This is a genomic window from Lacinutrix venerupis, assembly GCF_001971745.1.
GTDB classification, from domain to species: domain Bacteria; phylum Bacteroidota; class Bacteroidia; order Flavobacteriales; family Flavobacteriaceae; genus Lacinutrix; species Lacinutrix venerupis.
In genome coordinates this window covers 3,025,639-3,041,234 of record NZ_CP019352.1, presented here as the reverse complement: position 1 = coordinate 3,041,234, position 15,596 = coordinate 3,025,639, and the positions used below count along the sequence as shown (strand labels likewise).

At 31.6% G+C, this 15,596-nt stretch carries 10 protein-coding genes; 4 read left to right on the top strand and 6 right to left on the bottom strand.

The window, feature by feature from the left end; all coding sequences use genetic code 11:
* Positions 1–40: 40 nt before the first annotated feature.
* The 6 genes from BWR22_RS13700 to BWR22_RS13675 form a co-directional block, all read right to left on the bottom strand.
* Entirely contained in the window at positions 41–724 is a 684-nt protein-coding gene (locus BWR22_RS13700) for a TIGR04282 family arsenosugar biosynthesis glycosyltransferase (RefSeq protein WP_076734213.1), read from the bottom strand.
* 2 nt (positions 725–726) lie between these two features.
* Positions 727–1,782: an arsenosugar biosynthesis radical SAM (seleno)protein ArsS gene (gene arsS, locus BWR22_RS13695; protein ID WP_076734212.1), complete on the bottom strand. Its 1,056-nt coding sequence runs from the start codon at positions 1,780–1,782 to the stop codon at positions 727–729.
* Positions 1,783–1,834: 52 nt separating this feature from the next.
* Positions 1,835–2,170 carry an arsenosugar biosynthesis-associated peroxidase-like protein gene (locus BWR22_RS13690; RefSeq protein ID WP_076734211.1) on the bottom strand — a complete coding sequence of 112 codons (336 nt, stop codon included), beginning with the start codon at positions 2,168–2,170 and terminating at the stop codon, positions 1,835–1,837.
* Positions 2,171–2,279: 109 nt separating this feature from the next.
* A complete protein-coding gene (locus tag BWR22_RS13685) occupies positions 2,280–2,504 on the bottom strand; it encodes a hypothetical protein (protein WP_076734449.1) in 225 nt (74 codons plus the stop codon).
* Between the two features lie 129 nt (positions 2,505–2,633).
* Positions 2,634–4,907 carry a translocation and assembly module lipoprotein TamL gene (gene tamL / locus BWR22_RS13680; RefSeq protein WP_241828210.1) on the bottom strand — a complete coding sequence of 758 codons (2,274 nt, stop codon included), beginning with the start codon at positions 4,905–4,907 and terminating at the stop codon, positions 2,634–2,636.
* Positions 4,908–4,942: 35 nt separating this feature from the next.
* Positions 4,943–10,036, bottom strand: coding sequence for a translocation/assembly module TamB domain-containing protein (locus BWR22_RS13675; RefSeq protein WP_083678313.1), 5,094 nt, complete (start codon positions 10,034–10,036; stop codon positions 4,943–4,945).
* Between the two features lie 141 nt (positions 10,037–10,177).
* On the opposite strand from BWR22_RS13675, the gene BWR22_RS13670 reads away from it, so the two are divergent.
* From BWR22_RS13670 to ilvN, 4 genes are all read left to right on the top strand, one after another.
* Positions 10,178–11,335, top strand: coding sequence for a DUF3095 family protein (locus BWR22_RS13670; protein WP_076734210.1), 1,158 nt, complete (start codon positions 10,178–10,180; stop codon positions 11,333–11,335).
* A 163-nt stretch (positions 11,336–11,498) separates the two neighbouring features.
* Entirely contained in the window at positions 11,499–13,178 is a 1,680-nt protein-coding gene (gene ilvD, locus BWR22_RS13665; RefSeq protein WP_076734209.1) for a dihydroxy-acid dehydratase, read from the top strand.
* Positions 13,179–13,324: 146 nt separating this feature from the next.
* On the top strand, positions 13,325–15,058 hold the full coding sequence (ilvB, locus tag BWR22_RS13660; RefSeq protein WP_076734208.1) for a biosynthetic-type acetolactate synthase large subunit: 1,734 nt from the start codon (positions 13,325–13,327) through the stop codon (positions 15,056–15,058).
* 1 nt (position 15,059) lies between these two features.
* Positions 15,060–15,590, top strand: a complete 531-nt coding sequence (ilvN, locus tag BWR22_RS13655) for an acetolactate synthase small subunit (protein ID WP_028288914.1) — start codon at positions 15,060–15,062, stop codon at positions 15,588–15,590.
* Positions 15,591–15,596: the final 6 nt, after the last annotated feature.

The following is a 15,596-nucleotide window of genomic DNA, read 5'->3' as shown; positions in this document are numbered from 1 at the left end:
TAGTTAGGGTTTTGATGTGCAATAGCACATCTCTTTGGCTTTATATTGAAAATACAATTGGGGAACCTTTATTGCGGCTTGTGGAGACTGTATTCAGCTTTAAAAACTGTAATATATGTTTACTTTTCGCTTTCGCTGAAGTGATAATTTTTAATAATATCTTTCTAATATTTATTGAAAGATTTTTAAAACTATTTATAACCTTTTTAATGTCTAAAACATTGTCTATGTCTATAAGTGTTTCTAAACAAGCAATGTCAACTTTTTTAAGTGAAAAAAGATTAAAAATATGTTGATTTAAAATAGAAGATTGCCATGGTAAATTAACAAATAGCTTTGCGTTAAAGACAGATTTGTTGATTCCCATAAGATAAAAACCACCATCTTGTGAAGGACCTAAAACTAAAGAATTGGTTTCAAGTTTTTTTTGAGCTTCTAATATGTGGCTAGTGTTTAAATGTGGAGTATCGTTACCAACAGTTATAATATTGTCGAAACCTTTTTTGAAAATTGATTCAATGGCATTTGTAAAGCGTTCACCAAAAGTATTACCAAATTGTTGGGTTTCTGAAATTATATAATAAGGGAGATTTGTTTTTTTTGTTTTTTCTTGAATTCCGGTATTTAGAGCTTTAAATAAATGAGCAGATTGTGAGAAAGGTTTGTTTAAACCTTCTCTTTCTGCAGAATTTGCAAAAATTAATATTGCTGTGCTTTTTTTCATATTTATGCTACAACACCTTGACAGCTACTTCCTGCGCCTGCAGTACAGCCATAGCAATGTTGAGATATAACAATATTTCTACCTTCTAATAACTCTTCTTTGTATTCGCTAATGTGTTTCGACTTACTGTTTACTGGTAATTCTAACATTTGGTTAAAATCACAATCAAATAAATAACCATCCCAACTTACAGATAGTGTGTTGGTACACATAACGTTTTCTACAGCTGCAGGATTATAAGCTTCTACTAAAGCATACATATAATCTTCGTAGTTTTCACTAGCAATTAGATAATCTAAAAAACGAGCAATAGGTAGGTTGGTAATAGCAAATAAATTGTGAAAACTAATGCCAAAATCTTCCATTAAAGCTTTTTTAAAATCTTTTTCCATTGTAGCTTGATCTCCTGGTAAAAAAGCTCCACTTGGATTGTAAACTAAATCTAATTTTAAATTGCTTTCTGGCATGCCATAACCACGATCGTTTAACTCTTGTAAGGCTTTTATAGACATGTCAAAAACACCTTCACCACGTTGTTTGTCGGTTTTTCCTCTAGTCCAATGTGGCATAGAAGAAACAACATGTATGTTGTGTTTTTTAAAGAAGTCTGGTAAATCGTAATATTTTTTATTGGCTCTAATTATGGTTAAATTGGAGCGTACAATAAAATCTTTAATACCTACTTTTGAAGCTTCTTCAACAAACCATCTAAAATTAGGGTTCATTTCTGGTGCACCACCAGTTAAGTCTAGTGTATGAGCGCCGGTAGTTTTAATAACATCAATTATTTGCTGCATGGTTTCACGCGTCATTATTTCTTTTCTATCTGGACCGGCATCTACATGGCAATGTTCGCAAACTTGATTACACATGTAACCTACATTTACTTGTAAAATTTCTAGTTTTTTTGCTTTTAAGGGAAATTGGTTAGTTTCAGAAATTTTATTTTTAAAAGTTGGTAATTCTCCACTTTTAAAAATTCCGTTAGATAAGATTTCTAGTTGTCTATTACTATTAGCTATTTCTTTACCTTGTTTTTTAAGGGACTTTGTTGCCATTAATGTTTTTCTGTTTATAAATTCTTACGTAGTAAATTATAAAGTGGTTTTATTAGCCATCTAATTTATTTACTTTATTCATCATTTGAACACCATGTACTAATGTTGCTCCACTTTTTATGGCAGCTCCAACATGTAATGCTTCCATCATTTCTTCTTTGGTAATACCACGTTGTAAACCATCTTTAGTATAGGCGTCTATGCAATATGGACACTGTTCTGTATGCGCTACAGCTAAAGCTATAAGTGATTTTTCACGGGCAGATAAATGTCCTTCTTCAAAAACTTTACCATAGTAATCAAAAAATTTATCGCCTAATTCTTGATTCCATTCGCTAATTTTTCCAAATTTTTTTAAGTCTGCTGGGTCGTAGTATGTTTTATTCATTTTTGATATATTAATTTATATTGTCGAAGTTAAGTAAAGTTCCTAACAAAAAAAATGGATTCTACTTTGTTTCAAAATAGAATCCATTATTATGATTTTAAAAGTTTTATTAAGCAGATGGTCTTCCTTTAAGACGCTTTTCAATTTTTTGTTTTTTTTCTGTTATTCTTTTCATAACATCCATGATTTTAACGTCTTTACTTTCTTTATAAAATTCGTTTAAACCTAAGATTATAGCTTTTGCTTTTCTAGAAGCTTCAACACGATCACTAGTAGACATATTGCTCATTTTCATATCTTCAAATTCCTGAGCTTCAATCAGTAGGGTTTCCATATTATTCATTCATTTTGTATTAATCGGTCTAAAATATAAAAATGTTATTAATTAATTCCTAAAGAAATCATAAAAAATATTGATTGTACTATTAACTTCTTAAATTTAGAGGTTAAAAATTAGAAATAATTAAAAAGGATAACCGATTGCAAAATTTAAAATAGGTTCGTCTAATTTAAAATCTAAACGTTCTCCTTTTTCTTCTCCAGGATCATGAAAAGGTGCAGCTAAATCTAAACGAATTACAAAACCTTGTACATCTACACGTAAACCAAATCCTGCACCCATTCCTAATTCGCTTAAAAAATCGCTTGAGAATTCTCCTCCTGGTAATGATGGGTTTTCTTTTGAGTTCCATACGTTTCCTGCATCGGCAAAAACGGCTCCTTTAAAGAAACCAAATATTGGAAAACGATATTCTATATTTGCTTCTAATCTAATATTACCAGTTTGGTCAAAAAAAGTTTCGTCTTCTGTCCCAGAGTTGGAATATGTACCTGGACCAAGTGAGCGAATTCTAAAGGCTCGAACACTATATGGTCCACCAGAAAAGTACTGTTTTGTGTATGGTAATATTTCTGAATTCCCGTAGGCTAGACCATAACCGGCAAAAAGACGAGTTGCTATTTTTTGATCTTTACCAAAATTAAAATGATAATGTAAATCTATATCTGCTTTTGCATATTGTGCGTATTCAAGTCCAAAAATTTGTTTTGGTTCTCCAGCCTCCTTTTCTTTACCTAATAGGCTAATTGTATTTCCTGCGACATCAAAATTAAAATTTGCGTAAAATTGATGCGTTTTACTAGAGTTAGCTAATTCGTTGTATGTAAAAGAGTAGGTTAGCCCAGAAATAAATTCTTGATCGAAACTGCTTTTTAAAAATGGATTGTCGTCTAAAATGGCTTGAAACTCTTCTGTTGTATTGGATAATCTTGTGTAATTTGTAGAAATAGGATTTATAGTATGTGTTACATAACGACTTGCATCCCAAACATAACCAAACCTTGCATTTGCAGATAGCAATGTGTAAAGTTCACTTCTGTTTAAATAATCGAAACCTATAGATGTTTTTGTTTTTGGAATGGCATATTTAAAATAATTATCACTTATTTTAATTGGAAATAATACACGTGGGAAAATAAGTTCTGCTTCTGCTCCTAACTCTAAACTACTTAAACCTGCTTGGTTTTTTCCTGCAATTTGAGTTTCGTATGCCGCTTTTGTACTTATGTTTAATGTTTCTCCGCCTTTAAATAAATTACGGTTACTGTAGGTTAATACTAATGCAGGACCTGCAAAATTATTAGACTTTGTAACTGCTTGTATTTCTGCTCTAACAGCGCGTTTGTTTAATGGAGATAAATAAATATTAGTATCTAAAAGTCCTAAGCCATCATTTGCAATAGAATCTGTCTCTTTATATTGAATATTAACAAATTTATAGGCTCCAATTGTAGATAAACGTCTTGCGGTGTTTTTTGAGTTTAAAGGGTTGTATAATTCTCCTTCATTTAAAGTAATAAAAGGATCTAAGCGATCTGGACGGAAAAATTTAGGGTCTTGAACATATGTTTTTTCGTTGTAGCGCTCGCTATCAAAAACTTTAGAATCTTTAGGTAGCTCGTAATCAGGATAGATATTTACTTTTCCTAAACGATATGGGACAATTGCTTTTTCGGGAACTTCACTTTTTAATTTTAAATATAAATCTACGCTTTTGTTATCGTATTGGTTACTGTCTGCTTCAAAAATTAAAAAGTCTGAATTAAAATTATAATAGCCTTTGTTTTTTAAATGTGCATCAATACGCTGGCGCTCGGTTTTCATTCCTTCTAAATCAAATCGAGTTCCTTTTTTAAAATTTAATTTTTCTACTGCATATTTAATATCCTCATAAATAGGAGAAGGTAAAGAGTCTACTTGATAGGTCTCAATTTTATACGGTGTAGGAACTGTAATTGAATATACTACAGATGCTTCTTTTGTGTTTTTGTTTTCAATAAAATCTGAAGTGGCGCGACTGTAAAAGAACCCATTGTTTTCTAATTTATTAACTAAAACATCTTCTACTTCGTAGGCTTCAACATCGCTTTGGTAAACAGGTTCTTCTCCAAATTGTTTAAATAACCATCTGTTTATAAATCCAGGTTTTTCTTTTTGAACTTTGTAGTAAAAATGTAAACCTGGTCGCATACCTAAAAACTTAGAGTTTGGCTCTGGAGTTATTACAGCTTCTAAAATAGGTTCTAAGCTTTTAGGGTTTTCTACAAGACTGTCTGCTTTTATTTCTATTTCTGCACCAGTATATAATAACTCTCCTTCTGGAATGTATTTTTTTACAGCACATGATTGTGTTATTACAATAATAATGCTTAGAATTATTTGTGTTTTTGTTTTCAAATTTAAGATAGTTGTATGTGCTATTTTTTTTACCACTAATTCTCTTTTAAGCTTTCTTTTTCAGGATCAATTTTTTCTTCGTCTTTAAGCTCTTGTTCTTTTTCTAAACGATCTCTTTCCTGCTTTTCTGCTTTAGTTTCGTTGTAGAGTATAGCGTCCCAAAGTTCACTAAATTTATTAAATTCTTGAGTGAAAATAAGTCCTATACCGCTAACTATGGTTTGTCCATCTATAATATTTTCGAATTCATTTCTTCTAAATCCTTTAAGTTTATAACGCCCATTTTTAGTTAATAAGTATTCTAGGCTTACATTACCAATTAATGGTGAGGATTCGCCTGTAGAACTACTTCCTTGTAAATCCACTTCGCTACCAACTCTTACTACTAAACGGTCATCAAACAATCTTTTTTGTGCTGCCACATTTAATTGTGTTCTGTCTTGTGGTGCCGTACCTTGATAATCCGTATAACTGTCTAAACCAAAATCGAGTTCGAAACCAGAATTGCCTAATAGTTTATTTGAAAATACATTTAATTGATCTGAAACAGCATCGTTAAGGTTGTCTCTAGCAACCGTTGCAAAACCACCTGTACTACCATCGCTGCCAGATTCTGGATAAAAACGGTTTAAAACTAGTAATGAAAATACCTGCCTGTTTAATTCGCCTTCTTGTTGGTTTACCTGTTGTACGCGGCCATAAACTTGACCGCTAATAGCGCCTTGCTCGTCTTCTGGCATATCTAATTTAAAAGATATTTTAGGTTGAAGCAATTCGCCATCAATATTTAAATAAACATAAAAAGGAAGAACTTGTCTATACTTACTTTTTACTGCAGGATCTGCTCCAGAAAGTTGTGATGCCATTAATGGTGACGCCGATGCTTTTAAATCGTAAATAGCACGAACGTCTAACTTAGCATCAAAAGGATCTCCAGACCAAGAGACTTTACTGCCAGAAGCTAGTTCGAATTTTCGATTAACAATGTTGTATAAATTCATTTCGTATAAACCGGTATCTACATTGTATGTTCCTACCAAATTCATACGTCCGTTTGGTTTCATTGTAAAATCAAAATCACCATGACCAGACACTTTAAAATAATCTCCTGTATCTTCATCTATAATTATTGTAACTGTTGCTTTGTCTCCAACTTTTAAAAAGGTTTTAATATCGAATCCTTTTATAGTTGCAGTTTGTTCTTCGCTTTGCGTTAAAATAGCATCTGGATTTTCTCGATTAACAAATACTACAACACCATCGCGTTGCTCTATATTTACGGTTGCGGAAGGCATGACATATGTTACATCTGTGCTAGAACCAATAGTTGCATTAGCATTAAGTTTTGGAATTTGTAAATCTCCAGTTAATTTTCCATTGGCATCAAAACTTGCTTTTCCGTAGAGGAAATCGTTATCCTCTTTTGTGGCATTTAAAAACTGAAAATCTTTTGCTTTTAAATTTAAATTAAAAGTAGGATTGATAAAGGATTTTGTACCAATGTCTCCAGAAACGACAAGGCTATTACTGTCTTTATCTTTTATAGTAAAATTAGATAAGTTTAAACCTTCGTTATTAACACTTATTGCTTCGTTTTCTAATGTAAATGCTGCATTAAACATGGCGATATTAAAATCGGCATTATTAAAATTTAATTTTCCTTGGTATTTAGGTTCTGCTGTTGTGCCACTTAATTTAAATGTCCCAGAAAAGTTTCCATCTGTTTCTTTTAAGTAGCCTTGAGAGAATTTTTCTAGAGCTATCATTTTAAACTCATTAATATCTAAATCCAAATCTAAATTTGCGCCAGTTTCATTTGCAGTATAATCACCCACTAAATCTAAGTCTACATCACCTCCTTTTAGTGTTGAGTTAAAAGCGTAGCTGTTTCCGCCAAGTGATCTTCCTGTTATGGCTAGTTTGCCTAGATTAGCTTTTAAAACTTCAAGTTTGTTAACCTCTAAATCTGCAAGAATACCTGTGTCTTTAAAAGGTTCTTCTAAAATAAAATCTCCATTTATTATACCAGAAGCTAAGGTTTTTTCGGTATTAAAATAACTTAAAAAATCTGCTAGATTAAAATTTTTAAAATCTATCGCAACGTGTTCTTTTGCTATATTTTGTAAGTTATCTGTAATCTCTACAGCTTGGTTGCCGTTACTAATTTTAAAGTTGTTAAATTCTAAATGATTTTCGGTATAAATCATTTCATTATTTAATGGAATATTCCAAGGTTCTTGATTAAACGTTAAATTGTCTTGAAGTACTTTTAGTGTTAATTTTTCTTGATGTCCTGTAATTTGAGAAATTACATTTATTAATTTTTCTTCCTCATTAAATGCTGTGATTGTTAACAGCATTTCGTTGTTTTTTTGATCGGCAGAAATTTTAGTTTTTTGAATATCTATTGCTCCTGCTTTGAGTGCTTTAAAACCAAAATCAAAATTTAAATCGGTTTTATTGGTATTCATTTTAAACGCTAAGCTATCTAATTCGTAACCGGCATAATTTATATGTGGTGCAGTAATATCTGCTATTAATTTTCGCTCTTCTTGTTCAAAATCTACAGCTATAGAAATAGTGTCTAAGTCTTTAACATTAACTAAAAGCACATCGTTTAATAATGGAGATTGTGTAATGTATCCATTTAATTTTAAACGAACAGGTTTTGCTACAGAATCGGAAATTTTTACATCGCGATAGAAATAACTGTTTACATGTTTTTGTAAAGCCGTAGCAAAAGATTGTGGATCTGTATTAGATTGTAAGTTTAAATCGATTAATTTATTTTTAAATGTAACGGAGGTTGTATCACTTTTTACAAAACCAGTAGCGTCTATATTGCCCAATAGGTAAGTTTTATTATCGTAAACTATTACACCGTCTTCAATATTTGCTTCAAAATTATAAGTTTCAGCATTTCCTTTAAAATCACCTTTTAATTTAAGGCCTGTTCTTATGTCTCGGTTCATTAAACCTAATCCTTGTAGGTTTGCACCAATAATATTTAAATTAATTTTAGCTTCTGGAGCGATAGAGTCTAAGGTTACTAATGCGTCTAAATCTAAATTAAGATTATCATCTTTATAATTAGATAATATTTTTCCTTTTCCGTCTTTAATATTTCCGTTTAAATTAAGGTCTTTAATTACATATTGATTATAACCAAAATTTGAAATTACCGCATTTACTTTAGCATCTAAAGTGTTTATAGTTTTTCCGCTACCATTAGCCTTTAGTGTTAAACTTAAATTGCCTAAAGTTTCGTTTTGAAGTAGCTCGCTTAATTTATAATCATTAATTTTTACATTAGCATCAAAAGCAATAGTCTCCGCGTTTTTAAACGAACCGTCTATAGTTGCTATGCCTTGTGATGTTGTAATTTTAGAATTTGTAGAAATGTTATTTAGTCCACCTTTTAAATTTCCGGTAATTTTAATGTTTTCTGGTAACGCAACACCAAGTTCCGTTTCGTTTACAAATTTGGCTAAATCTGTTTTAGTAGTTTCTGCAGAAAAATTAGGAATATTTAAATTTAACTCATCTGGATTTGTAGCATTTAAAATGTTTCCATTAGCAGAAACTCTTGTAGTATTTCCCCAATTAATAAAAGCATTTTGTAAGTTAATATTTGCTAAATAGCCATTAGCTTTAATTGTGCCTTTTAAAGGTTTCTTGCTAAGTGTGTTTAAATAATTATTAGATTTTAAATCAGGTTGAAATTTAATAATTTCATTTAAATCTACATTAAAATTGGGTAAGTTTAGATTGATTTTAGAATCTTCTGGTTTTTCGATTAATGATGCTAATGTGTTGTAATTTAGTATTAGGTTTCCATTAATGGTATTATTGTTTAACTTGAAATTTAAATTGTCAATCATTAATTTTTCATCAGAAACATTAAACTCAAGTGCTAAATCTTTTAAGTTTAATCCAGAGGTCTCATTAAAATTAAACGTCTCAATGGTTAAGCCTCCTTTTTTATTTTCTAAAAAGATGGTGTGTCCTATTAAATTTAAGTTGTTAAAAACTAATGCGTTTGGATTAAATGTAGTTTTGCTGGCTTTAGCATTGCCAATGAAATAGCTAATATTATCATTTTCTAAATTTAAATTATCGACCGAAACTCTTAAATCTGGCCACTGAAAATTCTTAATATCTTGTTTTATATCTTCACTAACTTCTTCAACTTTTTGAGTAATTGCATTGTCTTCCGTTTCGGTATAAATAGCAATTGTAGAATCCTTTAAATCGAGAGTATTAATGTTGATAGCGTTATTTGCTAAATCGGCATTTGGTATTTCTGCATAAAAATCTGTAATATCTACATTGGCAGCTATTCTATCGGCTTGCGATTTATAATTTGCTGTAACGTTTTTTAGTGTTATTTCGTCTGTAGAAAGCTTAGGTAATGGTGTTGGTTCTGCGTTTGGATTAGCAGGAACGTAAGTTTGGAAGAATTTTATATTAGCTTGATCTAGTTCAATACTTGACGCGTTAAACTCCATAGAATCCACATTTACTTCATCCATATTTATATTAAGTTTGCTAATATCGAATCGGCTTTCTATTCCAGAGATAGCATCGTTGTAAACAACATCAATATCTCTAAAATTAAGATTTCCTAATATAATATTTAGAGGCTGCGCTGTTGTTGTAGTATCAACAGGAGTTGTGGTTTGTGTAGCGAAAGCATCAATTAGAAACTGAAAATTAAAACCGTTTATAGAATCTTTTCTTATAATATTAGCACGTAATCCTTCCCAGTCTAATGCTTCGACACCTACACTTTCTCCACGAATCATAGACCATAAAGGAACATTTGCTTCTAAAGATTTAGAATATACTAACGTATCGCCTGTTTTGTCTTCAAGGTAAAGGCCATCAAGCTGAATATCTCCATCAAAAGTTATAAATAGCTTTTCAATAGCAACTTTAGTATTTGTTTTATTAGAAACATAAGAAGTGGCTTTGTTTACAATAATGTCTTGGCCAAAAGGACTTCTTATAAATAATATAATTAACAGGGATAATATTAAAAAGAACAGAATTGTTTTACCGATAATTTTTAAGAATCGGTATTTCTTCTTTTTAGCTTTAAATTCTTTATTATTTGTTTCTTCTTTCAATGTGAGATTGAATTAATATACAATATTATAATATTATAATTATAGATGTGTGCTTTAAAAGAATATTTAAGATAAAGTTATATAAATTAGTGATACTTTAGTGTTTAATTAACTAAATCATGTTAATTTATAATGCATAATATGAAAGTTAATAATGCTTTTTACCATAAGTTAATTAAGCACAATATAACACTTCAACGTTTATTAGAAGACGAAAGACTGTTTACTCAAGTGCCAGAAAATTGGTATGTTGTAGTTGCAGATGTGGAAAATTCTACTATTGCTGTAGAAAACGGTCTTCATAACGAAGTTAATTTAGCAGCAACAGGAAGTATTGTAGCTGTGTTAAACGAGTTTAAACTTAAGGAAAGATATTTTAAAATCCCTTATTTTTTTGGAGGTGATGGAGCAACATTTATTGTTCCTGCTACTGTGCGAAAAAATGTTATGGATATTTTAGAAGTCCATCGTGTCCATGTGCAAAACAATTTATCTCTTAATTTAAGAATAGGAACAATGTCTGTAAAAGACATTCTAAGCGCAGGTTTTAAATTAAAAATAGCTAAACTTAAATTAAATCCTTTATTAACAATACCTGTAATTCTTGGTAACGGATTAAAATATGCTGAAGACGAAATAAAAGCCTCATGGTTGCCAAGTAAAAAAAGCTTCCCTAAAAAAGAAGTGAATTTAGAAGGCATGGAATGTCGATGGGACGAAATTGTTCCAGAGAATGAAGGTAAAAAAGTAGTTTGCCTTTTGGTATTTTGTGAAAACGAAATACAACAAGCTAAGGTTTATGCAGAAGTAATTACCAAAATCAATTCTATTTTTGGGAACTTAGATAAAAGGCAACCAATTTCTACAATTAGCTTAAAATTAAACTCTAGTATAGCAAAAATAAGAAAAGAAATGTACGCCAAAATAGGTAAGTATAGTATCGGTTATTTAGCAAAGAATTGGTTTCTTACAGTTTTAGGGAAAGTATATTTTAAATTTTTTAAAAAAGGCAAAAAATATCTTGAAGAACTTAGTCAACTCTCAGATACAATTATGATGGATGGAACTATAAATACAGTTATGGTTGGAAAGGAAAAAGATATTGACAAATTAAAAACTTATTTAACGCATCGAGAAAATAAAGGAGAATTAACTTTTGGCATACATACAACTTATGCTTCGGTAATGTCTTGTTATGTTCAAGATCGAAAAGAAAAACATATTCATTTTGTTGATGCAACCGAAGGAGGTTATACTACAGCAGCAATTTCATTTAAGAAAAAATTAAATAATAAATAATTTAAAAAAAATAAAAGCTTTTGAACATCATATCGTTTGATGTTTAAAATGCTGATTTACAACACTATACATATTTGTTAATTGCATTGAGTTTAGCTTAATTTTAATTATAGTAATACTCAAAATAAACGAAACAATTAATTTAGTTTCAGCAAAAATAAATATGAGTCAATTAAATAAATACAGTAAAACAGTTACGCAAGACCCAACACAACCAGCAGCACAAGCCATGTTGCATGCTATTGGTTTAACTAAAGAAGATTTTTTAAAACCCATTATCGGTATTGCAAGTACAGGATACGAAGGTAACCCATGTAATATGCATCTTAATGATTTAGCTAAATTGGCTAAAAAAGGTACTAAAAATGAAGATGTTGTAGGTCTTATTTTCAATACAATAGGTGTTAGTGATGGTATTTCTATGGGAACGCCAGGAATGCGTTACTCACTACCATCTCGAGATATTATTGCAGATTCTATGGAAACCGTAGTGCAAGCCATGAGTTACGATGGTCTAATAACAGTGGTAGGTTGCGATAAAAATATGCCAGGAGCCTTAATGGCAATGATTAGGTTAAATCGTCCATCCATTTTGGTGTATGGAGGTACCATTGATTCTGGTTGCCATAACGGAAAAAAACTAGACGTGGTTTCTGCTTTTGAAGCTTGGGGAAGCAAAGTTGCTGGAACCATGGAAGAAACAGAATATCAAAATATAGTTGAAAAAGCATGTCCAGGAGCAGGAGCTTGTGGTGGTATGTATACAGCAAATACTATGGCTTCAGCTATTGAAGCTTTAGGGATGACTTTACCTTTTAACTCATCAAATCCAGCATTAAGTGATGCTAAAAAAGAAGAGTCTGTTAAAGCTGGTGAAGCCATGCGTGTTTTATTAGAAAAAGATATTAAACCTTCAGATATTATTACGCGTAAATCTCTAGAAAACGCTGTAAGATTAGTTACTATTTTAGGTGGTTCTACAAATGCAGTACTTCACTTTTTAGCAATTGCAAGAGCAGCAGATATCGATTTTACTTTAAAAGATTTTCAAGATATAAGCGATAACACACCATTTTTAGCCGACTTAAAACCTAGCGGAAAATACCTAATGGAAGATGTTCACGCTGTTGGCGGAATTCCTGCGGTTCTAAAATATCTATTGAAAAAAGGATTAATTCATGGCGATTGTTTAACCGTTACAGGAAAAACAATTGCAGAGAATTTATTGGATGTTGAAGATTTAACTGAAGGTCAAGATGTAATAAAGCCAATTGAAGAGCCAATAAAAATATCAGGTCATTTAAGAATGCTTTATGGTAATCTCGCTACCGAAGGTTCTGTTGCTAAAATTACAGGAAAAGAAGGTTTAAAGTTTATTGGTAAAGCAAAAGTCTTTGAAGGCGAATATGCTGCCAATGATGGTATTCGTGATGGATTAGTAGAAAAAGGAGATGTTGTCGTAATTCGTTACGAAGGACCAAAAGGTGGACCAGGAATGCCAGAAATGCTAAAGCCAACTGCTGCAATTATGGGAGCAGGTTTAGGTAAAGATGTAGCATTAATTACAGATGGACGTTTCTCTGGAGGAACGCATGGTTTTGTAGTTGGGCACATTACTCCAGAAGCTCAAGAAGGTGGTAATATAGCGTTAGTGAAAGATGGAGATATAATAACCATTGATGCAGAAACAAACTCCATTGTTTTAGAGGTTTCAGAAGAAGAATTGCAAAAAAGAAGACAAGACTGGAAAGCACCAGATTTAAAATTTAAACGAGGTGTGTTGTACAAATATGCTAAAACCGTATCGTCTGCCTCAAAAGGATGTGTAACGGACGAGTTTTAAAAATTCCTTTGTAAAAAAGGAATCTCATAATCGTAGCAGTAATAGCTATGAATTTTAAATAAAAGAAAAAGAATCTCAAGCAAAGCGCGAGAACAATATGTAAAATATATAAAGGTAGGATGAGATTCCTGCCTGCGCAGGAATTTATGGATACAAAAACTATAAAAAAAGAAACAAACACAACGCAAACTACAGAGCGTATTTCTGGTAGCGAAGCTATAATAAAATGTTTGTTAGCAGAAGGTGTAGATACACTTTATGGTTATCCTGGTGGAGCAATCATGCCAGTGTATGATGAGCTTTATAAATACCAAGATAAAATTCATCACGTGTTAACACGTCATGAGCAAGGCGCAACCCATTCTGCTCAAGGATATGCACGTATTTCGGGTAAAGTTGGTGTTGCAATTGCAACCTCTGGACCAGGAGCAACTAACTTGATTACAGGTATTGCAGATGCGCAAATAGATAGCACACCAATGGTTTGTATTACTGGTCAAGTAGCGTCGCATTTATTGGGTAGTGATGCTTTTCAGGAAACAGATATTGTAGGTATTTCTACACCAGTTACAAAATGGAATTGCCAAATTACTAAAGCTTCAGATATTCCTGAAGTTATAGCTAAAGCTTTTTATATTGCTAAAAGTGGTCGTCCAGGTCCTGTTTTAATTGATATAACAAAAGATGCTCAGTTTGAAGAATTCGATTTTAATTACGAAAAATGTAAAGGTGTAAGAAGTTATATTCCGATTCCAAAATTAAATCATAATCAGGTTGAAGCTGCTGCAAAACTTATTAATTCAGCAAAAAAACCAATGATTGTTTGGGGACAAGGTGTGGCGTTAGGTCAGGCTGAAGCCGAATTTAAAGCGGTTGTTGAAAAAGCTGGAATTCCATCTGCTTGGACTATTTTAGGTGCAGGAGCAATTCCAACATCTCATCCTTTAAATATTGGTATGGTTGGTATGCATGGTAATTATGCGCCAAATGTTTTAACTAATGAGTGCGACCTTTTAATTGCAATTGGTATGCGTTTCGACGATCGTGTTACTGGTAATCTAGCAACGTATGCTAAGCAAGCAAAAGTGATTCATTTTGAAATTGATCCAGCCGAAATAGATAAAAATGTAAAAACAGATGTGGCAGTTTTAGGTGATGCAAAACAAAGTTTAGCTGCCTTACTTCCGCTTTTAGAAGAAAAAACACATCCAGAATGGTATCAAAAGTTTAAAGATTTATATGCTATTGAATATGAAAAAGTAATAAAAAACGACATCCATCCTACAAAAGAAGGTTTAACAATGGGTGAAGTTTTACAAGAAATTAACTCACAAACTAAAGGTGATGCAGCAATTGTAACAGATGTTGGCCAGCATCAAATGATAGCTTGTCGTTATGCCAATTTCAACAAAACAAGAAGCAATATTACTTCTGGTGGATTAGGTACTATGGGCTTTGGTTTACCTGCTGCAATAGGAGCAAAAATGGCAGCTCCAGAACGTGAAGTAATTTCAATTTCTGGAGATGGTGGTTACCAAATGACTATTCAAGAATTGGGTACCATTTTTCAGCAAAAAGTACCTGTAAAAATTGTGGTTTTAAATAATGAATTTTTAGGTATGGTTCGCCAATGGCAACAGTTGTTTTTCGATAAACGTTATGCGTCTACAGAAATGACAAATCCAGATTTTGTAGCTATTGCTAAAGGTTATTTTATTGAAGCTGAAAAAGTAACAAAGCGTGAAGATTTAAAGGATGCAGTGGCTAAAATGATAAATACAGATGGACCATACTTTTTAGAAGTTTGTGTAGAAAAGGAAGACAATGTTTTTCCAATGATACCTACAGGAGCATCAGTTTCAGACGTAAGATTAGAATAATATGGAAGCAGAAAACAACATATATACTGTTTCGGTTTACACCGAAAATAATATAGGATTATTAAATCGTATTTCGGCAATATTTCAGCGCAGACATATAAATATTGAAAGCATAAACTCTTCGGTTTCAGAAATTGAAGGTGTTTCAAAATTTACCATTGTTGTAAATATTACCGAAGACCAAATGAAAAAAATAATTGGTCAAATTGAAAAACAAGTCGAAGTTATTAAGGCTTATTTTCATACAGATGAAGACACCATCTATCAAGAATCTTGCATCTTTAAAATGAAGTCTGATTTATTGTTTGAAGAGCGACAAATTCAGAATATAATTAAAGAAAGCAACGCTAGAATTGTAACTGTAAATCGTGATTTTTTTGTTATTGAAAAATCAGGACGTAAAGAAGAAATAGAATTATTATATAGAGAATTAAGTGCTTTTGGAATCATGCAATTTACACGTTCAGGACGTATTGCTGTTACAAAAGACGAAATGAAAATATCAACAATGCTGGAAGCTTTTCAAGCATAACCAATA

Coding starts and splice junctions, on each gene's coding strand:
- arsS (WP_076734212.1), bottom strand. CDS start 1,782: ATGGCAACAAAGTCCCTTAAAAAACAAGGTAAAGAAATAGCTAATAGT.
- BWR22_RS13685 (WP_076734449.1), bottom strand. CDS start 2,504: ATGGAAACCCTACTGATTGAAGCTCAGGAATTTGAAGATATGAAAATG.
- BWR22_RS13690 (WP_076734211.1), bottom strand. CDS start 2,170: ATGAATAAAACATACTACGACCCAGCAGACTTAAAAAAATTTGGAAAA.
- ilvN (WP_028288914.1), top strand. CDS start 15,060: ATGGAAGCAGAAAACAACATATATACTGTTTCGGTTTACACCGAAAAT.
- BWR22_RS13670 (WP_076734210.1), top strand. CDS start 10,178: ATGAAAGTTAATAATGCTTTTTACCATAAGTTAATTAAGCACAATATA.
- ilvB (WP_076734208.1), top strand. CDS start 13,325: ATGGATACAAAAACTATAAAAAAAGAAACAAACACAACGCAAACTACA.
- BWR22_RS13700 (WP_076734213.1), bottom strand. CDS start 724: ATGAAAAAAAGCACAGCAATATTAATTTTTGCAAATTCTGCAGAAAGA.
- ilvD (WP_076734209.1), top strand. CDS start 11,499: ATGAGTCAATTAAATAAATACAGTAAAACAGTTACGCAAGACCCAACA.